Origin of the sequence: Clostridium sp. 1001275B_160808_H3 (assembly GCF_015550425.1) — a bacterium.
Classification (GTDB): domain Bacteria; phylum Bacillota; class Clostridia; order Clostridiales; family Clostridiaceae; genus Clostridium.
On the sequence record NZ_JADNAT010000006.1, the window covers coordinates 124,479 to 150,103 of the forward strand.

The following is a 25,625-nucleotide window of genomic DNA, read 5'->3' on the forward strand; positions in this document are numbered from 1 at the left end:
TACGAATACAAAAGAGTTATCTCTTTTATAATTTATATAAATTTTGATATAAATTATCTTTATTTTATAGAAAAGCTAACTTAATTATGAATAATATTGCAAGTATTATCATAACTACTGATACCTTAGTTCTATCTTCTTTATCTTTACATAATAAGTTATAAATTAAATTAATAACTACATATGATAATATTCCTATAGTTAAACCATCACCTATACTATATGTTAAAGCCATAGTTGTTATTGTTAGGAAAGCTGGCACACCCTCAGTTATATTATCAAATTCAATATTTTTTACAGCCCCAAGCATTAGGTATCCTACATAAATTAATGCTGGTGCAGTAGCACATGATGGTATAGCTATAAATACCGGTGAAAAGAACATAGCAAGTAAGAACAATATTCCAGTAGCTATTGCTGTATACCCTGTTTTTCCCCCTGCTGCAACTCCTGTTGAACTTTCTACATATGTTGTAACTGTGGATACTCCCATTGCTGCTCCTATTGTTGTTGAAACAGCATCAACTAATAAAGCTCTACCTGCATTAGGAACATTTCCATTTTCGTCAAGCATATTTGCTCTTGATGATACACCTACTAGAGTACCAACTGTATCGAAGAAATCAACGAATAAGAAAGTGCATATTACAACTATAAATGTTCCTATGGTTTCTTTGTTTGTTAAATGTGAAAAATCTAACTTCCCTGCTATTGGTGCTATACTTTCAAACTTAAATAATCCTTCTGGTAAATATATTCCAAGGTCTGCTGCAACTTCTGGATTTATTAATGCATATCCCCATGCTAGTAATGTACTTGTCAATATTCCAAATAATATAGATCCTTTTATTTTCTTTTTATCTAATACTGCTATTATAACAACACCAACTAATGCAATTATAACTGTTGGTGAAAAGTGTCCCATTGTTACTAATGTTGAATCATCATTTACTACTAATCCTGCTCCAACCATTCCTATAAATGCTATAAAAACTCCAATACCTGCAGTTACTGCATGCTTCATTGTCATTGGTATTGCATTTACAACAGCTTCTCTAACTTTAAATATAGATAATAATATAAATATAATTCCTTCTATAAATACTGCTGTTAAAGCCATTTCCCAAGATATTCCCATTCCTATCACAACTGAAAAGGCAAAAAATGCATTAAGTCCCATTCCAGATGCTAGTGCAAAAGGTAAGTTTGCAAATATCCCCATTAATATACATCCAATAGCTGCTGTTAAACAGGTTGCAGTAACTAAAGCCCCTGCTGGCATTCCTGTTTCTGATAATATATTTGGATTTACTGCTATTATGTAAGCCATTGTTAAGAAAGTAGTAATACCAGCTACTATTTCTCTTTTTAAATTTACATTTTCATTTGATAATATAGGTAATAATACTTGTGTTTTTGATGAGTTTTTCATTGCTAATCCCCCTAGTATTTTTATACAACAAAAGCCGCTATGAATTATCAATAGATAACTCATAGCGGCTTTTAGCTAGAAATGCTGACATGATTATATATCTAACAATATAAACTTGCTCGCATTTTACTCATAGTCAAGATATTTACGGTATCTCGGTAGAAACTTTTGACCCTTATCGCCAATATTATATGAGTTATCTCCTCTGCGAATATTATTATATATTTTAGATAAATCCTTGTCAATATATACGCATGATTTTATTTTAATTTCCGTTAAAATTCGTATTATTTTTGAATGATTCTCTAATATCAATTGCTTTTTTACTTGAAAGAGCTACTATAAGCTTAATTCTTGCCTTTTGTCCTGGCATACTTTCTTCAAAAAATACCCCTAAATCCTTAAGCATCTTTCCGCCTCCATCATATCCATATGATTCATAAACTCTTCCTTCAAAACATCTTGATACAACAACCACAGGTATATTCTTATTTAAAGCTCTTTTTATACCATCAACCATAGTAGGTGGAACATTCCCTCTTCCTAATGCTTCAATTACTATTCCTTTATATCCTTTATCTATAAAATAATCTATATAATCCGCACCCATTCCTGCAACACATTTTATTAAAGCAACTTCATCAATTATATTTTCTACATGATATACCCTATGTTTTTTTGTATTTCTATAAAATAAAACTTTATTATTATCTACTATACCTATCGGACCAAAGTTAGGAGTCTTAAAAGCATTAAGTGCCATAGAATTTACTTTTGTAACTTCAGCTGCTGAATTCAGTTCTCCATTAAAACAAACTAACACACCTCTACCTTTAGCATCCTCTGAAATTGCTGTACAAATAGAAGTCGCTAAATTAAAAGGACCATCATAACCAAGCTCTGAACTACTTCTCATTGCTCCAGTAACTACTATGACCTTTTCAGTATCTATAGTTAAATCTAAAAAATATGCTGTTTCTTCCAAAGTGTCAGTCCCATGAGTTAACACTACACCATCTATATCATCTCTATCTATTAATTCTTTTATAAATTTACTAAGCTCTAACATATTTTGTATAGTCATATGTGGAGAAGGCTTGCTAGAAAAGCTATGAGATTCTACCTCTGCAAACTCCTCTATTCCAGTTACCATTGACATTATTTCTTCCCCAGTCAAGCTTGGAACAGCTGCTTTAATTCTTTCATCAACCTTCATTGAAATTGTTCCACCATTAAAAACTACTGCTACCTTTTTCATAGTTTCCTCCTAAAGTTAATTATAAAATAAAAACTCTTGGTGTACCCAAAAGTTTAAAAATTGTAAAAGTTGATTATTGGTAGGTCGGCGTATCCTACATCTCTTATTACTGAAAATCCAGCGCATGAGGAGCCATTTCTCACCTCAATAATCTCTTTATTCTAAGCCAATATACATATTATAGCTTTTATATTAAAATGTTTCAACTTTTATTTTTATCTCCATCTTATTAATTTTCCACTATATAATTTATTATTTATCTTCCCTTCTGTTATAGGATACATAGTAGAAACATATATATAATCTCTCTCGTTATCTATATCTATACCTATTAGTATATTAGAATCTACCTTTTTAATCAATTCAATATGAGTTCCATTTTCAGTTAGCTTATATACTCCTATATAGTCTGGTTCTTCAATTATATCTTTCATACATTCTATTAAATTCCCAGCTATCTTTTTACTCAAATGTTTTCCATGTCTTTTTTTAATATGCTTTATTACCCCTGGGGATGCATAGATGGTACCTGTAAATTTTACCCCTAAGTTTTCTGCCATTCTTTCTTTAAAATACCCTACTCTCTTATAGGTACTAAATCTGTCTTCCATATCTATCCCTCAATTCTGTATAGTGTATATGAGCTTAATTTGTAAAACATCTCTTATATAATATATTATTCATTAACATTGTATAAATTTACTGATATTAGAAATTTGTATAAAAAAAGAAAAAGACTAGCCTAAAAAAAAGACTAGTCTTCCTCCCTTATAATATTATGCAGATTAATCCGCCACTACCTTCATTTATAATCTTTTGAAGAGTTTTTTGAATCTTTACTTGAACATCATCAGGCATTTTATATAGTTTATTTTGTAATCCTTCTTTAATTAATACTTCTAGCGGTTTACCAAACATATTACTTTGCCATAATGAAGCTGGATCTTTTTCAAATTGTTCCATTAAAGACTTTACAAGCTCTTCGCTTTCTTTTTCTGAACCCATTATAGGACTTATCTCAGTTTTTATATTAGCTTTAATAAAATGCAATGATGGTGCTGATGCTTTTAATTTGACACCAAACTTGGTTCCTTGCTTAACCATTTCAGGTTCTTCAAATTTCATCTCTGATAATTGAGGTGCAACTAAACCATAACCAGTTTCACGTACATCAATTAATGCATCTTTCACTTTATCATATTCTTTTTTAGCAAAGTTAAGTTCTTTTATTAATGATAATAAATCGCTTTCAGACTTAACATCTAAATCACAAATTTCACTTAATATGTTATAGAATATTCCATCTTTAGGCTTCATAGTAATTGTTGCCTTACCTTCACCTAAATTAACTGAACTCATTTCTGTTGGAGCTAGGTTTTCTTCCTCTTTTAATAGATTCAATGTAGATTTTATATCTCTAACTCTACTTATGTTTTCACACATTCCTTTAATTATACCAAAGAAATTCTTTTTTAACCAATGCTCTGGTTCTAACTTCTCAACCCAGCTAGGCATTTCAATATTGATTTCTTTAACTGGGAATTCTTTAAGTACATGTTTAAATACATCCTCTACATCATTTTCATTCATATTAGCTACATCCATAACTTGAACTGTAACATCATATTTTTCTTCTAATTCTTTCTTCATTGCTCTTGTTTCTGGAGCATTGACATATTTCGTATTAAGTACAACTATAAAAGGCTTATTTATTGCCTTTAATTCTTCTATTACTCTTTCTTCCGCTTCTAAGTACTCATCTCTTTCTATCCCTGTAATACTTCCATCTGTTGTTACTACAAGGCCTATTGTAGAATGATCTGTTATTACTTTTCTAGTTCCTATTTCTGCTGCATCTTCAAAAGGTATCTCGTATTCATACCATGGAGTATTTACCATTTTAGCTTGGTCGCCATCCATATATCCTACTGCACCCTTTACTATATAACCAACACAATCAACCATTCTAACCTTAAATTTTATGTCTTCATCAATAGTAATTTCTACAGCCTCATTTGGAATAAATTTAGGCTCTGTGGTGTGAATGCCTTTTCCTGATCCACTTTGAGGTAGTTCATCCTTTGCTCTTTCCTTCTTATAATTATTATCAATCTTTGGTATTACCATAAGGTCCATAAACTTTTTTATAAATGTTGACTTACCTGTTCTAACTGGACCAACAACACCTACATATATGTCCCCTTGTGTTCTTTCAGCTATATCCTTGTATATATTAAAGCTGTCCACGGTGTAACCTCCTATTTATTTTTAACACTATATATATATTCGAGAGTGGAAAAAAGTATACAACTTTTTTTAAATTTTAATTTTTTCTCAATTACATATATAATAATATATTGTCTCTAGTTATAATTTATTACTAATGAAAAAGGAGAAGTAAACTTTACTTCTCCTTTCTCATTAGTATATTTCACTTTTTCTTTTTCTTTCCATCAAATCTATAACGGCTTCCTTAGGATTTTTATTTTCAAATAAAATCTTATATAAGATATCTGTTATAGGCATTTCTACATTTAAATTTTCTTTAACTTCATAAAAAGCCTTACATGCTTTAATACCTTCAACAACCATTCCGACTTCTTTAATAGCTTCCTCAGTTGTCTTTCCTTTACCTATTAAATATCCTGCCTTCCTATTTCTAGAATGAAGACTGGTACAAGTTACTATAAGATCACCCATTCCTGTTAGCCCAAGGAAAGTCTCAGACTTTCCTCCAAGCTTCATTCCAACTCTAACTATTTCGGCCATTCCCCTCGTCATAAGAGCTGCCTTTGAGTTATCTCCATATCCAATACCATCACAAACTCCTGCTGCTAATGCAATAATATTCTTAACTGCACCACCTATTTCAACACCTACTAAATCTTCATTAGTATATACTCTAAAGTTTTTATTAATAAATAAATCCTGAACTTTTTTAGCAGCCTCTATATTTTCAGAAGAAACAACTACAGTTGTTGGAATATCGAAAGCAACTTCCTCAGCATGACTAGGTCCAGATAATATCACAACTTCATTATTTGGCAATTCATCTTTAATAACTTGCGATAATCTTAAATTACTTCCTTCTTCAATTCCCTTTGCTATACTTACTATAATTACATCATCATTTATTTTACCTTTTAATGATCTTGCAATTGTTCTTATTACATGAGATGGAACTGATAATACTATATAATTTGCTCCTTCTATAGCCTCATCTAGATTCGTATAAGCAGTGACATTTTCAGGTATATGTAGATCTTTAATATATCTATTATTTTTTCTATTTATATTTATATCGTCAACAACATTTTTATTTCTATCGTATATGCTAACATTATTTTCCTTTTTAGCTAACAATATTCCTAAAGCAGTACCAAAACTACCTCCGCCTAAAAAAGTCACCTTGCTCATGCTTATTCCTTCCTTTCTCTATATTCTATTTGAATACCTGTTCCACTAAAATCAAAGCTTTCTCTTAATTGATTTTCAAGATATCTTTCATATGAAAAATGAGATGCACTTGAATCATTAACAAAGAATATGAACTTTGGTGGTTTTGATGCTACTTGAGTTGCATAATATATTTTCATTCTCTTAAGTCCTACTATCGGAGGTTCTTTCATAAGAACCGCTTTATTTATAACTTCATTTAATATTCCTGTAGGGATTCTCTTTGAATAGTTATCATAACATTCCTTTGCAGTTTCTAAAACCTTATGTGTTCTTTGTCCTGTCTTAGCAGATATAAATAAGTACTTTGCATACTTTAGAAACTTAAGATTCATTTGTAGTTCTTCTTTATATCTTTGCATTGTTTTATCATCTTTTTCAATTAAATCCCACTTATTTACTATAACCATAATAGCTTTATTCATTTCATGAGCATAACCTATTATTTTTTCATCTTGTTCAGTAACACCTTCAGTAGCATCTATCATTAATATACATACATCAGCTCTTTCAATAGCTGTATATGTTCTAATCACTGAATATCTTTCTATTTCCTCTTTAACCTTACTTTTTCTTCTAAGACCAGCTGTATCAACTAAAACAAACTTCCCTTGCTCAGTTTCTAAAGCACTATCTATAGAATCTCTTGTTGTTCCTGGGATATCAGAAACTATCAATCTTTCTTCTCCTAATAATCTATTTATTAAAGATGATTTTCCTACATTAGGTTTTCCTATCATAGCTATTCTTATAAATTCATCTTCTTCATCTTCTTCGATAAATTTATCAAAGTTTTCTACAACTCTATCTAGCATATCTCCAAGCCCTAATGCTTGAGAAGCTGAAATAGTTACTGGGTCTCCAATTCCCAAGTTATAGAATTCCCATGCGTTCTCTTCCTCTTTTAAAGAGTCTACTTTATTAACTACTAAAACTACTTCTTTTTTACTTTTTCTAAGCATATTTGCTACTTCATGATCAGCAGGAGTTAACCCTTCCTTACCATCCACAACAAATATTATGACATCAGCAGTTTCTATAGCTATATTTGCTTGCCTTCTCATTTGTTTTACTATTATATCTTCTCTTTCTGGTTCTATACCACCAGTATCTATCATTGTAAAATTATAGTTAAGCCATTCTGCTTGAGCATATACTCTATCTCTAGTTACCCCCGGTGTATCTTGAACTATAGATATTCTTTGTCCAGCTAATTTATTAAATAGGGTAGATTTACCTACATTTGGTCTTCCAACTATTGCTACTATTGGTTTAGCCATTATTTTTCCTCCTTACAATTTGCATTTATTATATCAATAAGGTCATCTCCTGTATAATCACAAACTATCACCTTAACGCCTAACGCTTTTTCTACATCATCAATTCTTAAATCATCTAACATAACCATATCTGCAGGTGCAAGTTCATATCCTTTTCTAAACATATTACTTGGCATAATTAAATAATCTGTTTTTATCTTTCCTTTTAATTGATCTATTATATCAGTTCCAGTTAAAAGTCCTGCTACAGTTATAGTATTTCCAAAGAAGTTATTAATAACCTTATATACATCTATTTCAATGTTTGAATTATGCTTCATAATAAGATCTGCAGACCTTTTTATTTCATCATAAGCTAATTCTCCAGTTACCATTGAAAAACTTCCTTTTGACTTTTTATCTAGAAATTCTATTGATCTTTGCACTACTTCCCTATAATATCTAATCATTCCAACCCCATCTTCTAGTTGGTCATATTCTGAATAAAATTCTTCGTTTGGAACATCTAATCCAGATACTATATAAAATTCATCTGATAATCTAACAAATGGTGCTCCTGTTTCTTCAATAAACCTCTTTTGTAGATCTTGTATCATCATTATTTCTTTTTTTGATGTTTCTTTTGTAAATGTATCAACATAAGGTAGGTTTTCTCTAAACTTAGTAATTCCTATTGGTACAACAGCTACATTTTTCACATATGGATGTAATTCATATAAATCAAGAACAGTTTTTCTTAATTCTTCTCCATTATTTACATTAGGAATACAAACTATTTGTGCATGCATTTCAATTTCTGCATCTCTAAGCTTTTTAAGTCTATCCATTATAGCTCCTGCAAATCTATTTTTCAACATCTTTACTCTAAGCTCTGGATTTGTTGTATGTACTGAAATATTTATAGGACTTATTTTATATCTTATTATCCTATCTATGTCTTCATCTTTCATATTTGTTAAAGTTACAAAATTACCTTGTAAAAATGATAATCTTGAATCGTCATCTTTAAAATATAAAGAATTTCTCATTCCTTTAGGAAGTTGATCTATAAAACAAAACATACACTTATTAGAACAGCTCTTTGCCTTATCCATTATTCCGCCTTCAAATTCAAGACCTAAATTTTCTCCATATTCCTTTTCAATTTCATATTCCCAAACTTCACCATTAGGTTTTTCAATTTCTAGTAGTACTTCTTCATCTACAGCTAAAAATTTATAATCTATAATATCATCTATAGGTGTGCCATTAATTGATAGTAATACGTCATTAACTTCTATTCCAACCTCTTCCGCGATACTTCCAAGGTCTACTTTTTTTATTAGATTTTTCATTTTTTTCACCTCAATATCTTAAACATATTGTCTTATAGTTTATCTAAATTAACATTATCTTTTTTTAATCAACTTAAATATCCATAAATACTTAGTTTATTTTTTGTGATAGAGAGCTTATTTAATTATAAGCATACCCCACCTAAGTATAATAATCACTTGATGTTATATTACATTAATAATAAATTCTAGTCAACAGAAAACATCCCCATTATAGGGGATGTTTTTCTTTATCTATTCATTTAAATCAACATAATTACCATTCTTAGAGAATATTATCCACTCACATATATTAGTGACATGGTCACCAACTCTCTCTAAATACTTAGATGCAAATAATATTTGTGTTCCTTGATTTATCATGGATTCATCTTTCCCCATTTTCTTTAATACAATCTCAAACATGCCTTGATAAATTTCATCTACTCTATCATCCATATCGCAAATTTCATATGCAGCTTTTTCATCTCCATTTACATAGGCTTCAATTGCAAGTTTTATCATGCTTATAATTATATCTACTATTTGCCAAATTGGTGCTATTTCATTCGAAAAATTTACCCCTTTAACTCTTGGAACTATCTTGCAAATATCTACTGCATAATCAGCCATTCGCTCAAGGTCAGTTACAATTTTAGATGTAGTATATATACTTCTTAAATCTCTTGCAACTGGTGATTCAGTAGCCATAAACTTTACACACTTTTCTTCTATCTCTCTTTGAAGATTATCCACCTTATCATCATTTTTCATAACTTTCTTTGCTAAATCTAAATCTTGATTTTTAAGCGCAGTCATACCGTCATATATTTGTTTTTCTACCAAGCTAGCCATTTCTATAAGTTCTGAGTTTAACAATTTTATCTTGTTGCTCATTACTTCTCTCATCATTTCAAATCACCTCTTATATATTTTTAGCCGAATCTTCCTGTAATATAATCCTCTGTCCTTTTATCCTTAGGCTTATAGAATATATCTTCCGTATCAGCATATTCTATTACCTCACCATTTAAGAAAAATGCAGTTTTATCAGCAATTCTTCCTGCTTGTTGCATGTTATGAGTTACTATTATAACTGTGTATTTCTTTTTTAACTCTTCCATCAATTCTTCCATTTTATTAGTTGAAATAGGATCAAGTGCAGAAGTTGGCTCATCCATTAATATAACTTCTGGTGAAACTGCTATAGTTCTAGCTATACAAAGCCTTTGTTGCTGTCCTCCTGATAAACCTAAAGCACTTTTTTTGAGTCTATCCTTTACTTCATCCCAAAGTGCTGCACCTTTTAAACTTTTCTCAACTATTTCATCTAAAGCTTTTTTATCGCTTATCCCATGTAATCTAGGCCCATATGCTATATTATCATAAATTGACATTGGAAAAGGATTTGGCTTTTGAAAAACCATTCCTACCTTTGTTCTTAATGCTATAACATCTTTACTTTTATAAATATTTTCTCCATCAACTAGTATTTCACCATCAATTTTAACATTATCTATTAAATCATTCATTCTATTTAAGGTTCTTAAAAATGTTGATTTACCACATCCTGAAGGTCCTATAAATGCTGTTACTTTATTTTCTTCCAAATCTATGTTTATGTTTTTTAATGCTTGATTATCCCCATAATATAAATTCAAATTTCTTACTCTAATTTTAGGCATTAATTCCTTTGACATACTTACACCTCTTAGCTTTTATTCTTAATTAGTAATTTGCTTTACTAAATTTCTTCGTTATTAACTTTGCTAAAATATTTAAAATCAATATTATTGCTATTAATACTATACCAACAGCTGCTGCTTGTTCTATATCTCCAGATTCCTGGGTCACTAAATAGGATTGAACTGTTAGTGTTCTTGCACTAGACATTATCCCTTTAGGCATTTTAGCAACAGTACCTGCAGTTAGAAGTATTGCTGCCGATTCTCCGACTACACGCCCTACTGATAGTATTACCCCAACCAAAATACCTGGAATAGCACTAGGCACTATAACCTTATAAAGAGTTTGGAATCTTGTTGCTCCTAGTCCCAATGATGCTTCCTTATATGATGCTGGAACTGATTTTAAAGCTTCTTCTGTGGTTCTCATTATTACTGGCAATATAATTATTGCCACTGTTAGTGATCCTGCCAATAATGAATATCCAAGTTTTAATGTTACAACAAAAAATATTGACCCAAATAATCCATATACTATTGATGGTATTCCAGATAAACTTTCTGTTGCAAATCTTATAATTTTCACTAATTTACCTTGCTTTGCATATTCTGTTAAATAAATAGCAGCTAATATTCCTATTGGCGTTGCTACTATTATTGATATAAAAACCGTATATAAGGTAGCCACTATCATAGGTAAAATCCCACCATTACCTGATGCGGAATAATTTTTAGTTAAAAAACTTATATTTATATCTTTATAACCTTTTAAAAATATAAATCCTAATATAAATATTAATACTCCAACTGTGAGTCCGGCAGAAATCCATACTAATGCTTTTAGTAAATTTTCTTTAAATTTTCTCATATCTAATTACCTTCCTTATTAGAAAGTTTACTTAATACTAAGTTTAACAATAATATAAATAAGAACAATATTACTCCTGTTGCAAACAACATTTCTTGATGTGTTCCGAATGCATAACCCATTTCTAATGCAATATTCGTAGTTAAAGGTCTTACAGAATCCATTAATGAACTTGGAATTATAGCTGAGTTCCCTGCTACTAATATTATTGCCATAGTTTCTCCAATGGCCCTACCTATACCAAGAACAACAGCGGCTAAAATACCTGATTTTGCAGCTGGTACAACAACCTTAAAAGTTGTTTCTATATGTGAAGCTCCAAGAGCTAAAGATCCTTCTTTATATGATTTAGGAACTGCTCTAATTGCAGTTTCTGAAACTGTTACTATTGTTGGCAGCATCATAATTGCTAAAACTATTATAATCGCTAAAAGACTTTGCCCTTTTGGTAAACTGAATGTGTCCATAATCCATGGTACTATTACCGCTAAGCCAAATACCCCATATAAAACTGATGGAATTCCTGCTAAAAGTTCAACGGCTCCAGATATTATTTTACCAACTTTTTTAGGCGCAATTTCTGCTATAAAAATAGCTGTCAGTATTCCAATTGGTACTCCTATTATTAAAGATCCTAAAGTTCCAAAAATAGATGCTAGTACCATTGGTAAAATTCCAAATTGGTCAGAACTAGGAATCCACCTTGTTCCAAATAAAAAATCTTTAAAAGAATATCCTTTACTTACAAAAGGCGTTAATCCCTTATAAAATACAAAACATATAATTAACAATAAACTTATTACTGCAATTAGAGCACTTGCTAAAAATACTCCTTTTGATATATTTTCTATTAAGTATTTACTATTGTTGTTTTTTTTTACATTTAACATGCTTATCCTCTCCTATGAAAGTAAGAATGCTCGATAATGAGCATTCTTAATAACTCAAAGTTATTTAACTGGAATTAATTTATTTTCTTTAACTATTATTTGACCTTCATCACTTAAAATAAAATCAATTAGTTTTTGACCATTTTCACTTAAGTTTCCTTCCTTAGTTGCTAATAAGAATGGTCTTGAAATCTTATATTCTCCTGATTTTACTAAGTCAGCTTTTGGCTCAACATTTTCAACATTTACAATATTTACTTTGTCATCTAAGTATTCAAAAGATACAAATCCAATTGCATTTTCATTTCCTACAACTATTTCTTTTAATCCCCCATTTCCATTAGAAATCATTGCATCAGCTTTTAATTCTTCTGATTTATATCCAACTATTTCTTGGAATGCGTCTCTTGTTCCTGACCCCTCTTCTCTTGAAGATACAACTATAGGTGCATTTTTTCCACCTTCAATTTCACTCCAGTTAGTTATTTTTCCTGTGAATATTTCTTTTATTTGATCTAATGTAATATTTTTAATTGGATTATTTTTATTAGTTATTATTGCTATACCATCATAAGCTATAACCGTTGACTTAACTTCTTTTTCTTCTTCACTCTTTAGTTCTCTTGAAGACATACCTATTTCAGATATTCCATTTATAGTATCTTTTATTCCTGCTGAAGATCCTACTTGATTTATTTCAATTGATACATTACCATTGTCACCCTCATACTTTTCTGCAATTTTTTCCATTAACGGTCCAACTGATGTCGACCCTGAAATTGATATTGTTACTGACTTTCCAGCACCTTCACCATTTTCTTCGCCATTACCGCAACCTACAAAAGCTCCTCCTATTATTGTAACTAATAAAACTGTACATATAAGTTTTAAGCTCTTTCTTTTCATAAATTTCTCCTCCAATTAATAATTTAATTTAATCTTTTATATTTATTAATTTTCTCTACATACTTATATTAATCCCTAAAAGTTAAGTAAATATTAGTTCAAAGTTAAGAAAAGTTATGATCTTGTTAAGAAAAATTAACACTACTTCAGATTTAAATACAAAAAAAGAAAAGGCAATACAGCCTTTTCTTTTTAATATGTAAAATCATTTATATTTATATTTTTTCTTAATTTTATTGTAAATTTAGTTCCTTTATTTAAAGTTGATTTAACAAAAATTTCTCCATTAAACATTTTAGCTATATGCTTTACTATGGCTAATCCTAAACCAGTTCCACCCTTAGCTCTTGATTTATCAACCCTATAAAATCTTTCAAATATTCTTGGTAAATCCTCTTTAGGGATGCCAATTCCATTATCTTCTACTTCTATATAGGTGTAATCATTAACCTCATAAGTCTTAATACTTATTAAAGTTTTATCATTTGAGTATTTTATAGCATTTTCTACTAAATTCAATATCATTTGAAAGAATTTATCTCTATCTCCAATCAATTCATTTGTACAATTATTCGAAAAATCTATTTCAATTTGTTTACTATTCATCTGAGGAGTAACCATATTTATAACATCTTCTATTACCTTTGATGGATTAAACTTTTCATCTTTCATTTTATGATTATTTTCAATATTAGAAAGAATTAATATATCATTTATTAAATTGGTTAATCTTTCTGCTTCTTTATCAATTATATCCAAAAATTTATTTCTAGTAGGTGAATCCTCCACAAATTTAAGTGTTTCAGCAAAACCTTTTATGGATGTTAACGGCGTTTTTAATTCATGAGATACATTTGCAACAAACTGACTTCTTATATTTTCAAGCCTTTTTATATCTGTTATATCTAAAACAGTTATTACTACACCTATTGGAATTTTCTTATCATTTATTATAGGAGCTTTCTTAATTCTAAGTTCTCTTAATATTGGATGAATAATTTTTATTTCTTTTGTTCCTATTGCTGGAATATTCTTCATAAAGCTTAATATATCATAATCAATTATATACTCTGAAATATTTTCTCCTATAATATCCTTTTGTATGCCAAACAAATTTTTAGCATATGGATTAATAAGCATTACCTTTTGCTTATTATCTACTGCAATTACTCCACTCTCCATACTTTCCAATATAGCTTCCAACTTATTTTGTTTATCTAGTGAATCACTAATTCTAGATTGCAACTGATCTGCCATATTATTAAAAGTGCTTGCTAATGATCCAATTTCATCATTTGTATATATACTAACTCTTCTACTATAATCACCATTTGCAATTTTATTAGTAGCAATTTCTAATTCCTTAACAGGATAAATTATAGCTCTAATCAGTTTTAAAGAAAGCCCTAATGATAATAAAATTACAAATACTATAACTATAAAATAATATATAATATAACTTTCAGAAAATACTTTTATTGTATATAAAGGTACAGATGATCTTACTAATATATTTTCATCTATTTTAGTTGCATAGTAAATAACATTTGTAGCTTCAGTATTACTATATCTAGTAGATGAAGCTTCTCCTCCTTCTAAAGCTTCAACTATTTCATCTCTATTTAAATGATTTTCAAGATTTTCCCCATCAGTATCTTTCAATACATTTCCATACTTATCCACAAAAGTAAATCTTACCTTTGTATTATTTATTTTAAACTCATCTAAATTGCCATCTTTAAAGCTATTTGATTTTATTACTAAATTATTATAAACAGATAAAATTTCTTTAGTTTTATCTATTTCTTTAATATTTACTAATGCTATAAAAGAACATGTTACAATTAGTAATGCAAAAATTACAGTTATTAATGATGATGCTAATATTCTCTTCTTCATAATTTAGTTATTAGGATTAAATCTGTATCCTACTCCTCTTATAGTTTCTATAAACTTTGGATTTTTATCATCTACTTCTATCTTTTTTCTTAAATATCTAATATGAACATCTACAGTTCTCGTTTCACCAACATACTCATATCCCCATATTTTATCTAGAAGAGTTTCTCTAGTTAATATTTTCCCTTTATTTTTAATTAATATTTCTAACAGCTCGAATTCCTTTAGTGTTAAATCTATTTTTTTATCAGATATAATTACTTCTCTTCTATCAAAGTTTATTAGAATTCCCTTTGTCTTAAATATCTCCTCGCTTCCCCCTAATGACTTGGTTCTTCTTAAAACTGCTTTTATTCTTGCTAGTAATTCTCTTATTGAAAAAGGTTTTGTCATATAATCATCGGCGCCAAGCTCAAGCCCTAATATTTTATCTAACTCTTCTCCTTTTGCTGTTAACATTATAACCGATATATCTTTAGTATCATTATCACTTCTTATAGCTTTACAGACATCATATCCATCTAATCCAGGAATCATTAAATCTAATAGTATAAGCTTTGGATTTTCTTCTTTTGCTAGTTTAACAGCATCTATTCCATTATTAGCAGTTAAAACTTTATAACCTGAATTCATTAAATTATAGCTTATGAGTTCTACTATATGGTCCTCATCATCAACTACTAGTATTTTTTCTTCTGCCATTAATATTCCTCCCTATTTTATAAATGCAAATGAAAATAGTCTTCCGTAAGTACCAACTGATTTTCTATATGAATATAACTTTATATTCTTCTCACAATGTGTACATAAATTTAGTGAATATATATTATTTTCATTTATCCCAAATTCTCTTAAATCTTTTAAGATACATTCTTGCATACTTAAATTTTTTCCATCAAATAATTTATCTTCTTCTATCATGGTCTTTTCTATAAATTTTTCTTTCAATTCTTCAGAGATTTCATAACAACACTTTCTTATATGTGGTCCTATAAAAACCTTTGTTTCATTTATATCTATATTAAACTCATCCTTCATTCTTAATAAAGTCTTCAAAGCTATTGAGTTAAATGTTCCCTTCCACCCACTATGAATAGTTGCTACTATATTACTTTTTTCATTCACTATTATTATTGGCACACAATCTGCTGTAAACACCCCTATTGCTATATTTTTCTCTTTTGTAATTAAAGCATCTCCTTCTTCATCTTTTATATTTATATAATTTTTGTCATAAGTATAAATTTTATCACTATGGATTTGATTTAAATAAACAATGTCACTTAAATCAAAATCTTTTATTATACTTTTTAAATTATTAACTCCATCCTCTGTATGTCTATTAAAACTTCTATCTTTTTCTGCTGTTGAAAAAACTAGCTCTATTTTTCCTAAATCATAAACTAAAAAATCTTTTTTTAACTTAAAATCCCTTACAGATAAGTTTATCATGTAGTCACCTCTTTAATTTGTTTTAATACATTTTACCATTTATTAAGTATGTTTTCTATTTTTTTTTACTTTATTAATCATGTTTTAACTTACTTTTAACCTTGTTTTTTACATAAAAAAAGTTAACTTAAAATAGAAAATTTCTACTTTAAGTTAACTTTTTATTCATTAGATACCAAATTTTTAATTTCTTCTAAAAAAGTATTTATATCTTTAAATTGTCTATAAACAGAAGCAAATCTAACATATGATATTTCATCTAAATTTTTAAGCCTCTCCATTACCATTTCTCCAATGATTTTAGAATTAACTTCTGTTATCATTTTATTTGAAATAGCCTTTTCAACGTCTTCTGCTAACTCTTCTATTTGTTTTCTTGATATTGGTCTTTTTTGACAAGCTATAATTAGACCATTAATTATCTTTTCTTTATTAAAATTTTCTCTTGTCAAATCTCTCTTAACAACTAATATCGGAATATCTTCAACCTTTTCATATGTAGTATATCTTTTATTGCAGTTCAAACATTCTCTTCTTCTTCTAATAGTAGTATTATCATCTGTAGATCTAGAATCTACTACCTTACTCTCTTCAAAGGAGCAAAAAGGACATCTCATTTTATTCACGCCTTTCCTAAGTATTGTCTTAAGTATATATAGATTATACAGATTTTTTTAGAATTTTACTAGATATTATTTTATAAATTAAATCCTTCTATATCAGAACTATCAACTAATATAACTTCTACTCCTGCTTTTTTAACCTTACTCCATGGTATTTCTAAATCTTCTTCCTTACTAAACCAGCCCTTCGCGGTTCCTGGTAATATTATTGATATAACCTTACTTTCTTCTATATTAATAACAAAATCTTTTATATATCCCATTTTCGATCCTGTTTTAATATCTATGACTTCCATAGTTCTTAATGCATTTAAAGAATGTAGTAATAAATCATCTTCTTCTACTTCAGAATACATTTCATTTTCAGTTTTAATATTATCAAATAATCCCATAAAAAATCCCCCTTTAAATAATCGCCTATAATAAATATTCTTATGTTCTTAAGATTTAATTTATTCAATACAAAATTAATAGCATGTACATCTTTTATTATTTTAAAAGAGCTCTATTAAAAGAGCTCTATACATACTTTCTCATATGCTTTAATGCAGTTTTCTCCAATCTTGAAACTTGAGCTTGAGATATTCCTATTTCGTCAGCAACTTCCATTTGAGTTCTTCCATTAAAAAACCTTAATGTTAATATAAGCTTTTCCCTATCATTTAACTTTTTCATTGCCTCTTTTATAGATATATTTTCAAGCCAATTTTCATCACTGTTTTTTGAGTCACTTATTTGATCCATAACATAAATGGCGTCTCCACCATCATGATATATAGGCTCAAATAGAGATACTGGATCTTGTATAGCATCTAATGCAAATACTACTTCTTCTCTTGGTAAATTAAGTTCTTTAGCTATTTGTGAAACAGTAGGTTCTTTGTTATTTTCCTTTATTAGTTTATCTCTTACTAATAAAGCTTTATAAGCTATATCTCTTAGTGATCTACTAACCCTTATTGAGTTATTATCTCTTAAATATCTCCTTATTTCCCCTATTATCATTGGTACTGCATAAGTTGAAAATTTAACATTTTGACCTAAATCAAAATTATCTATTGCCTTCATTAGCCCTATACAGCCCACTTGGAATAAGTCATCAACATTTTCACCTCTATTATTAAATCTTTGTATAACACTTAAAACCAATCTTAAATTACCTTTAATAAAAGTTTCTCTAGCACCCTTATCTCCATCTCTCATTTTTAAAAGTAACTCTCTTTTTTCTTTTTCTTTTAATATAGGTAGTTTTGAAGTATTTACTCCACATATTTCTACTTTATTAATAATCAAGCTCATCAACCCCTTCGGAAGTAATAACATACTGCATTAAAAATTATCCCCGAGAGTGATTAATTTTATACTAAAGACAACCTATATCATTTTATTGATTTCTTTTTTCAATCGATTTATTATTTTCTTTTCTAACCTTGAAATATATGATTGAGATATTCCAAGCATATCTGCAACCTCTTTTTGAGTCTTTTCTCTAGTACCATTTAAACCAAATCTTAGCTTAACTATTTCTTTTTCCCTATCATTTAAATGCTTTAATGCTAAAAATAATAACTGTCTATCAACCTCATCTTCAATCAAATTATAAACAATATCATTTTCAGTTCCTAAAATATCTGATAATAAAAGTTCATTACCATCCCAATCAATATTTAATGGCTCATAAAAAGATATTTCTGCTTTTACTTTACTATTTCTTCTTAAATACATTAAAATTTCATTTTCTATACATCTAGAAGCGTACGTAGCTAATTTTATCTTTTTCTCTGGATTAAAAGTATTAACCGCCTTTATTAATCCAATAGTTCCTACAGAAATTAAATCCTCTACGCATACTCCTGTGTTTTCAAATTTTCTTGCTATATATACTACTAATCTTAAGTTTCTTTCAATTAATATATCCCTTATAGATTCATCACCATGTATAAGTTTCTCTACAAGTTCTTCTTCTTCCTCCTTTTTTAAAGGTGGTGGAAGTGCATCATTTCCTCCCACGTAATGGACTTCATTCTTAAAAATTTTAAGTCTTTGTAAAATTCTATTTATTAATACTCTTAAATTCATCATATTCTCACCTATATTACTCCTCTTGATAATAATGCGTTAAATTCATTTTCCTTACTTAATTTATTTTTACAGCTACAAATTATAGCTTCTATAGTTCTCCATTCTTTATCTTCTCCACGAATTCTTACTTTTTCACTTTTGAACCCCTTTAAATTTCCTTCCTCTCCAATAGTGCTATAAGGAATGTAAAATTCTTCATCCTTTTGTATCTCAAATCCATTTAAAAAATCATTTTCTATTATAATACAAGGCAAATTAGTAACAGGCTCTCTTAAAGCATTTCCAGTATCTAATAATCCTTTAATAAATAATGTGTTTTTTTCATCAGATATTTCAATTTCATATATAAAATTATTAATTACAGCTCTTTCCCTTAAGTAATCTACTACCCTAACTATAACTATGTATAGTATCATTATTGATATTAATAAATACTTCATAGAATAATTACTTATTTTAAAAGAATCAAAGATACTGTACTGGTTGTCCATCAACGAAAAACTAAAACAAAATCCAGCTAGTGTAAATGACATAATTAAAAATGTTATTGAAGCTTTTATAATACTAAGTATTTTAAAACTTTTATTTGAAATTGTGACCATTATTAAGACTACTAAAAGTTTAAATGGTAAAGATGTTAAAATACTATTTTCAAAGAATAATACTATCGTATAAAGCGATCCAATTACAGCTGCAAAATAAATAGTTTTATTATATTTATACCTAGACACCTTCATAGTAATTAATAATAAAAATAGATTTACAATAAAATTTTCTATTATAAGTATATCTATGTAAACTACCATATACATCTCCCCCCTCGTACTTAAATTATAAACTGTTACTCTTTAAAATTTTGTCATAAAAACTCTTCGCAAAATATATTTTCATCTCTTATTTATTACATATAACTACAGTTATTTGATTATTATAATAAAAAAAACAAAGAAGTACTATAATTGTTAATGCGCATTAAAAACAAAAAAGACTAAGAAAGTATGACTTTCTTAGTCTTTTTAATTAACTATTTTCTTGATCTTAAAAAGCTTGGTATATTTACACTGTCAGTTTCAATATCTAAAAGAGGATCTACTCTTTTTGTAGGCTCGGATATTTCAACTTCCTGTTTAATTGGTTGCTCTTTAACTACTTTCTTCTCAAATACCGGTTCATGATGTAATATTTTATTGTTATCTTCCTCAAATCCTGTAGCTATAACTGTTATTCTAATTTCATCAGACAGTGTTTCATCTATAACAGCTCCAAATATTATATTTGCATCTGGATCAGCCGCTTCTCTAACGATATCAGCTGCTTCATATACTTCTATAGCTCCAAGGTCTACTCCACCTGTAAAGTTAATAATAACTCCTGTTGCTCCATCTATTGATGTTTCAAGTAATGGAGATGAAATAGCTTGTCTTACAGCATCTTGTGCTTTAGTATCTCCAGTTCCATGACCGACTCCCATATGAGCAAGCCCTTTATTTAACATAACAGTTTCTATGTCTGCAAAGTCAGCATTAACTACCCCTGGAATAGTTATAAGGTCAGATATAGCTTGTACCCCTTGTCTTAATACCTCATCTGCTAATTTAAATGAGTCTAATAAAGTTGTCTTCTTATCAGCCATACTTAGTAATTTCTCATTTGGTATAATAACTAAAGTATCAACAGCCTTCATAAGGTTTTCAATCCCCATTTCCGCATGTCTCATTCTTCTTTTACCTTCAAAAGGAAATGGCTTAGTAACTACACCTACAGTTAGTATGCTCATAGACTTAGCTATTTCTGCAACTACAGGAGCTGCACCAGTACCTGTTCCACCGCCCATACCAGCAGTTATAAATACCATGTTTGCTCCCTTTATAGCTTCAGCTATTTCTTCTCTACTTTCTTCTGCTGCTTTTTTTCCTATTTCAGGATTAGCACCAGCTCCTAGCCCCTTTGTTAACTTTTCTCCAATTTGGATTTTAACATTAGCATGAGATAGCATTAAAGCTTGTTTATCTGTATTAACGGCAATAAACTCAACGTTTTTTAGCCCTTCAGCAATCATTCTATTAACGGCATTTCCTCCACCGCCTCCGCAACCAATTACCTTAATGTTGGTTAACTCTTGCATATCTACTTCGAAATCTAACAAAATAATTCCTCCTTTAGAAAATATCTACTAGTAATTTTTCTACTTTGTTTCTTCTCTTCATTCATTTACTAATCTCAAATTCAATAATAATATATCTTCGTATATTAATTTTACATCATACTGTACCTTTTTAACAATACTTTAATATCCTAAATAAGAAAGATTTTGTTATTTAAAGACAATAAATGTATATTCTTGGACTTTCACTTGTATTTTTTACTTATATTCTTTTTAATTACTATTAAAATTTAGAAATCAATGTAAATTTTATTTACTTTTATAAATATAACCATAATTTTTATAATTAAATTTAATAAAATTCAATTATATTTTATCATCTACAGTGAAATAACTCAACCTTTTCGTTAATATTATGATTATTTTTAAAGAAATCATCCGTACTTCTTTTAATAACACTCCCTTTATCCATGTATAATAAGCTTTTCTTATTATCTATTGTTAAATACATTTAAAATATATAAAAAAATATTTATAATCTTATATTCAACAAAGATTCTAAATTTCCTCTAATAAGTTATACTATTTTATAAATTTAATAAAAAAAACAGAGTATAAACTCTGTTTTATAACATCATTATTCTTTTTATAGTATCTCTATCAACTGAATATGTTAATGCAGTTTCTCCACTTATGATTCCCTTTTTATATAATTCTGCTAACGCCATATCCATAGTTTTCATTCCATATTTTCCACCTGTTTGAATTGCTGATTCTATTTGATGTGTTTTACCTTCTCTAATCAAATTTTGAATACCCGGTGTTGTAGTCATTACCTCTAAGGCCGCAACCCTTCCTTTATTATCTTCAACTGGTACTAATTGCTGAGATACAACACCTTGTAATACCGCTGCTAATTGTACTCTTATTTGTTGCTGTTGATGCGGTGGAAAAACATCTATAATTCTATCAATAGTTTTAGCAGCTCCTATTGTATGTAGTGTGGAGAATACTAAATGACCTGTCTCTGCTGCAGTTATTGCAATTGAAATAGTTTCTAGGTCTCTCATCTCCCCTACAAGTATAACATCTGGATCTTCTCTTAAAATAGCTCTTAGTGCACTTTGATAACTTTTGCTATCTTTTCCTATTTCTCTTTGATTTATAATGCAATTATTATGCTTATGAAGGTATTCTATTGGATCCTCTAATGTTATAATATGGGCCTCTCTTGTATTGTTTATTTCATTTATCATGGCTGCTAATGTTGTACTTTTGCCACTTCCTGTTGGCCCAGTAACTAATACTAATCCTCTTTGCTTTTGAATTATATCCTTTATCACTTTAGGATGCTTTAATTCATCTAAACTAGGTATTTTTAATGCAATTACTCTAATAGCAATAGCATCACTGTTTCTTTGTTTAAATATATTTACTCTAAACCTTCCTGTTCCAGAAATAGAATACGATGTATCCATTTCACCAGTTTTATTATATAACTCAAAATTTTCTCCTAAAATTTCTTTTGAAAAATCCCTTAATGCACTTGGCATTAGTTTTTCAGTTCCTAATTTGATCAAACTTCCATTAACTCTTATAGTTGGAGGTAACCCAACTGTCAAGTGCAAATCTGATGCACCCTTTTCTATTGTCTCATTTAATAAATCATTCAACACATACATAATTCTATATCCTCCATGTTGCTAGACTATGTCTACTTTAATTTATTCGATAAAACTTTTCATATTCCTTCTTTATATTACATAATATTTCAACATAGGATATATGTGTTTATAACACTATTTTGTTGATAATTCTTTTTTCAATTTCTTTAAAGCTTTCTTCTCAATTCTTGAAACATATGATCTTGATATTCCTAATAATGCTGCTATTTCCCTTTGGGTTCTGCACCTACCATCAATAAGACCATACCTCATTTTCACAATTTCTCCTTCTCTTTCGCTTAATGAAACACATATTTTATTATATAATTGCTTAATTTGAAGGTTACTTTCAACTTTTTCTAAAACAGAATCTTTTTCACTACTTAAGACATCAATTAAGCAAATTTCATTTCCTTCTTTATCAACTCCAATAGGATCCTGTAAATAAACTTCATTTTTTTGTTTTTTATTATTTCTAAAAAGCATTAATATTTCATTTTCTATACATCTTGATGCATAAGTCGCTAATCTAGTTCCTTTTGATGCATCAAATGAATCTATTGCCTTTATAAGCCCAACAGTTCCTATAGATATTAGTTCGTCAATGTCTTTATTTGGGAAATTATATTTTTTTACTATATGTGCTACTAATCTAAGATTTCTTTCTATTAATATACTTTTTGCTTCTTTGTCCCCATTTTTTAAAAGTTTTAAATATTGCTCTTCTTCTTCTTCATCAAGTGGTTTTGGAAATGTATTATTGCCTGAAATATATCCTGTTAAAAATACAGAATTACATAACAGCTCTATAATATTAGATAAAAAAAACACAGAACTTCCTCCTCGTAGTGCTTATTATATAATATGATGAAATCCGAAAATATTGCTTGTGTTTCTTAAAATAAAGTTGGAATATTTTTTTATATTGTTATATGAGTCATTTTTCATTATTATTAATTTTTTATATCCATATATAATACAACTTATAAAATCATATTATCTCATAAAATAAAAACTGTTATAAAATCAACACAGATTTTATAACAGTTTTATTATTTATAATAATTTTATATTTTTTTATTAAAATTAAGCTTCTTATTTCTTAGTTAATGATGTAACTATATCTCTAAATATAGGAGCTCCAGTATTTCCTCCTCCAAGTTCTCTTCCATCTGGATGTTTTTCTCCGATATTAGGGGCAATAACCACTATAGTATACTTTTTGCCATCCATTTCAAAATATCCAGCAAACCACCCATGATTAGTACCACCATTACCTGTTGATGTACCAGTTTTACCTCCAATATTAACACCTTCTACCTTAGCTTCAAACCCTGAACCTTCCCAAATTACTTTAGACATAGTTTCCTGAGCTAGTCTTGCAGCAGTTTGACTGAATACCCTTACCTGCTCTTCTTTAAATTCTTTTACAATATTATCATTATCATCTACTATTGACTCAACTATAGTAGGCTTTATATAAACTCCATCATTAACTACTGTATTATATAATCCAGCCATTTGTACTGGAGTAACCATTATAGTTTGACCTATTGAAATATTATTCATACTATTTTCTAAAGTAGGCTTTACTCCTGAAGCTTCATTTCTATTTTCACCTTTTAAGTTTAAAACTGGTTTAAATAATCCCATCTTTTCTAAGTAAGTCATCATTTCATCATAGCCAACTTTTGCCCCTACTTTTGCAAAAATATCATTACATGATACTTTTAGTGCATCCTCTACTGATAAATCGCCATGACCATAAGGTTTGCCATTCTTGCTACAAATCTCACCAGTACAAGAAAAAACATCTGTTGGACTTATAATACCTTTATCTAATGCAATGGTTTCTGTTATTACTTTAAATATTGACCCTGGTTCATAGCCTAATTGCTCTATTCCTAAATCTACATTAGCTTGAGTTTCATCCTTCTGAACCATAGCTTTTATCTTCCCTGTTTCAACATCAGATACTACTACGCCAACATTTTTTAAAAATGCATAATCCTCTTTTTTAAGTACTTCCCTAACTTTATCTTCCCAAGTTTCATCTACAGTTAGTTTAATATTATTATTATTTTCTAAAGTTAGCTCCCCATCTCCATAAATAGCTTTTTCATCTAAATAAAATTTAGCTTCTGGATAAGTATTATTTTTTATATAAGAATTTAAATCGTATTCTAGTGATCCTTCAATAACATTTTCATCAGATATATTAGCTAAAAAATTACTTGTCTTCCAAGCTTCTTTAGTATCAACTTCATCATATGTATAGGTATATATTCCTTTTATATTCTTTAATTTATTTACTTTATTAAAAGTTTCCTCACTAACATTATAGTATATTTTACCATCATTTTTCATAACATCTGAATAGTTAAAATCAGGCTCTTCAGATTTCATGATAAAATTTAAGGCCATTAAATCTTCTAATGTCTCTTCATAGTTATTAAGCATAAAAGGCTTAGTATCTAATATTACTATATATTTTTTATTATAATCCATCATGTCCTTTCCATTAGTATCGAAAATTCTATATTTCATCTGAGATAGATTTTCTGATTGGTAATTTTGCATTTGTCCCGAAACATTGGATGATGGATGTATCTGAAGAAAGTATAATCTTACAATCAATAAAGATATAATTATTAAGTAACTCCCCATTATTATTATAACTCTTTTTAAATTCACTCTATTTTTATTCATTATT

The 25,625-nt window shown here is 28.7% G+C and carries 24 protein-coding genes and 1 riboswitch; all 24 genes read right to left on the reverse strand.

The window, feature by feature from the left end:
• Nucleotides 1-64: 64 nt before the first annotated feature.
• Nucleotides 65-1,432, reverse strand: a complete 1,368-nt coding sequence (locus tag I2A75_RS06475; RefSeq protein WP_195263657.1) for an NCS2 family permease — start codon at nucleotides 1,430-1,432, stop codon at nucleotides 65-67.
• 113 nt (nucleotides 1,433-1,545) lie between these two features.
• Nucleotides 1,546-1,647, reverse strand: a riboswitch (purine riboswitch).
• Between the two features lie 50 nt (nucleotides 1,648-1,697).
• Nucleotides 1,698-2,690, reverse strand: a complete 993-nt coding sequence (locus tag I2A75_RS06480; RefSeq protein WP_195263658.1) for an asparaginase — start codon at nucleotides 2,688-2,690, stop codon at nucleotides 1,698-1,700.
• Nucleotides 2,691-2,905: 215 nt separating this feature from the next.
• Entirely contained in the window at nucleotides 2,906-3,301 is a 396-nt protein-coding gene (locus I2A75_RS06485) for a PBECR2 nuclease fold domain-containing protein (protein WP_195263659.1), read from the reverse strand.
• 157 nt (nucleotides 3,302-3,458) lie between these two features.
• On the reverse strand, nucleotides 3,459-4,937 hold the full coding sequence (gene spoIVA / locus I2A75_RS06490) for a stage IV sporulation protein A (protein WP_195263660.1): 1,479 nt from the start codon (nucleotides 4,935-4,937) through the stop codon (nucleotides 3,459-3,461).
• Between the two features lie 174 nt (nucleotides 4,938-5,111).
• Nucleotides 5,112-6,107: an NAD(P)H-dependent glycerol-3-phosphate dehydrogenase gene (locus I2A75_RS06495; protein WP_195263661.1), complete on the reverse strand. Its 996-nt coding sequence runs from the start codon at nucleotides 6,105-6,107 to the stop codon at nucleotides 5,112-5,114.
• Between the two features lie 2 nt (nucleotides 6,108-6,109).
• The gene (der, locus tag I2A75_RS06500; protein ID WP_195263662.1) at nucleotides 6,110-7,426 is read right to left on the reverse strand and encodes a ribosome biogenesis GTPase Der; all 1,317 of its coding nucleotides are present in this window, start codon (nucleotides 7,424-7,426) and stop codon (nucleotides 6,110-6,112) included.
• Nucleotides 7,426-8,760, reverse strand: a complete 1,335-nt coding sequence (locus tag I2A75_RS06505; protein ID WP_195263663.1) for a DUF512 domain-containing protein — start codon at nucleotides 8,758-8,760, stop codon at nucleotides 7,426-7,428. The genes der and I2A75_RS06505 overlap by 1 nt, the downstream gene beginning before the upstream one ends.
• A 234-nt stretch (nucleotides 8,761-8,994) precedes the next feature.
• Nucleotides 8,995-9,651 carry a phosphate signaling complex protein PhoU gene (gene phoU / locus I2A75_RS06510; RefSeq protein WP_195263664.1) on the reverse strand — a complete coding sequence of 219 codons (657 nt, stop codon included), beginning with the start codon at nucleotides 9,649-9,651 and terminating at the stop codon, nucleotides 8,995-8,997.
• Between the two features lie 23 nt (nucleotides 9,652-9,674).
• The gene (pstB, locus tag I2A75_RS06515) at nucleotides 9,675-10,424 is read right to left on the reverse strand and encodes a phosphate ABC transporter ATP-binding protein PstB (RefSeq protein ID WP_195263702.1); all 750 of its coding nucleotides are present in this window, start codon (nucleotides 10,422-10,424) and stop codon (nucleotides 9,675-9,677) included.
• A gap of 43 nt (nucleotides 10,425-10,467) precedes the next feature.
• Nucleotides 10,468-11,292 carry a phosphate ABC transporter permease PstA gene (gene pstA / locus I2A75_RS06520; RefSeq protein ID WP_195263665.1) on the reverse strand — a complete coding sequence of 275 codons (825 nt, stop codon included), beginning with the start codon at nucleotides 11,290-11,292 and terminating at the stop codon, nucleotides 10,468-10,470.
• 2 nt (nucleotides 11,293-11,294) lie between these two features.
• Entirely contained in the window at nucleotides 11,295-12,182 is an 888-nt protein-coding gene (gene pstC, locus I2A75_RS06525) for a phosphate ABC transporter permease subunit PstC (protein WP_195263666.1), read from the reverse strand.
• 60 nt (nucleotides 12,183-12,242) lie between these two features.
• Nucleotides 12,243-13,088: a phosphate ABC transporter substrate-binding protein gene (locus tag I2A75_RS06530; RefSeq protein WP_195263667.1), complete on the reverse strand. Its 846-nt coding sequence runs from the start codon at nucleotides 13,086-13,088 to the stop codon at nucleotides 12,243-12,245.
• Nucleotides 13,089-13,280: 192 nt separating this feature from the next.
• Nucleotides 13,281-14,987, reverse strand: coding sequence for an ATP-binding protein (locus tag I2A75_RS06535; RefSeq protein WP_195263668.1), 1,707 nt, complete (start codon nucleotides 14,985-14,987; stop codon nucleotides 13,281-13,283).
• A gap of 3 nt (nucleotides 14,988-14,990) precedes the next feature.
• Nucleotides 14,991-15,689, reverse strand: a complete 699-nt coding sequence (locus tag I2A75_RS06540; RefSeq protein ID WP_195263669.1) for a response regulator transcription factor — start codon at nucleotides 15,687-15,689, stop codon at nucleotides 14,991-14,993.
• Between the two features lie 12 nt (nucleotides 15,690-15,701).
• Nucleotides 15,702-16,439 (reverse strand): peptidoglycan editing factor PgeF, encoded by a 738-nt coding sequence (gene pgeF, locus I2A75_RS06545; protein WP_195263670.1) that lies wholly within the window; start codon nucleotides 16,437-16,439, stop codon nucleotides 15,702-15,704.
• 161 nt (nucleotides 16,440-16,600) lie between these two features.
• The gene (gene nrdR / locus I2A75_RS06550; RefSeq protein WP_195263671.1) at nucleotides 16,601-17,056 is read right to left on the reverse strand and encodes a transcriptional regulator NrdR; all 456 of its coding nucleotides are present in this window, start codon (nucleotides 17,054-17,056) and stop codon (nucleotides 16,601-16,603) included.
• A gap of 80 nt (nucleotides 17,057-17,136) precedes the next feature.
• Nucleotides 17,137-17,454 carry a YlmC/YmxH family sporulation protein gene (locus tag I2A75_RS06555; protein ID WP_195263672.1) on the reverse strand — a complete coding sequence of 106 codons (318 nt, stop codon included), beginning with the start codon at nucleotides 17,452-17,454 and terminating at the stop codon, nucleotides 17,137-17,139.
• A gap of 127 nt (nucleotides 17,455-17,581) precedes the next feature.
• Nucleotides 17,582-18,355 (reverse strand): RNA polymerase sporulation sigma factor SigG, encoded by a 774-nt coding sequence (sigG, locus tag I2A75_RS06560; protein WP_195263673.1) that lies wholly within the window; start codon nucleotides 18,353-18,355, stop codon nucleotides 17,582-17,584.
• An 81-nt stretch (nucleotides 18,356-18,436) separates the two neighbouring features.
• Nucleotides 18,437-19,144: an RNA polymerase sporulation sigma factor SigE gene (sigE, locus tag I2A75_RS06565; protein WP_195263674.1), complete on the reverse strand. Its 708-nt coding sequence runs from the start codon at nucleotides 19,142-19,144 to the stop codon at nucleotides 18,437-18,439.
• Nucleotides 19,145-19,152: 8 nt separating this feature from the next.
• Nucleotides 19,153-19,950 (reverse strand): sigma-E processing peptidase SpoIIGA, encoded by a 798-nt coding sequence (gene spoIIGA, locus I2A75_RS06570; protein WP_195263675.1) that lies wholly within the window; start codon nucleotides 19,948-19,950, stop codon nucleotides 19,153-19,155.
• Between the two features lie 218 nt (nucleotides 19,951-20,168).
• Nucleotides 20,169-21,290, reverse strand: coding sequence for a cell division protein FtsZ (gene ftsZ, locus I2A75_RS06575; protein ID WP_195263676.1), 1,122 nt, complete (start codon nucleotides 21,288-21,290; stop codon nucleotides 20,169-20,171).
• 584 nt (nucleotides 21,291-21,874) lie between these two features.
• The gene (locus I2A75_RS06580; RefSeq protein ID WP_195263677.1) at nucleotides 21,875-22,930 is read right to left on the reverse strand and encodes a type IV pilus twitching motility protein PilT; all 1,056 of its coding nucleotides are present in this window, start codon (nucleotides 22,928-22,930) and stop codon (nucleotides 21,875-21,877) included.
• Between the two features lie 117 nt (nucleotides 22,931-23,047).
• The gene (gene sigK, locus I2A75_RS06585; RefSeq protein WP_008678288.1) at nucleotides 23,048-23,743 is read right to left on the reverse strand and encodes an RNA polymerase sporulation sigma factor SigK; all 696 of its coding nucleotides are present in this window, start codon (nucleotides 23,741-23,743) and stop codon (nucleotides 23,048-23,050) included.
• A 264-nt stretch (nucleotides 23,744-24,007) separates the two neighbouring features.
• Nucleotides 24,008-25,621 (reverse strand): penicillin-binding transpeptidase domain-containing protein, encoded by a 1,614-nt coding sequence (locus I2A75_RS06590; RefSeq protein ID WP_195263678.1) that lies wholly within the window; start codon nucleotides 25,619-25,621, stop codon nucleotides 24,008-24,010.
• Nucleotides 25,622-25,625 lie beyond the last annotated feature (4 nt).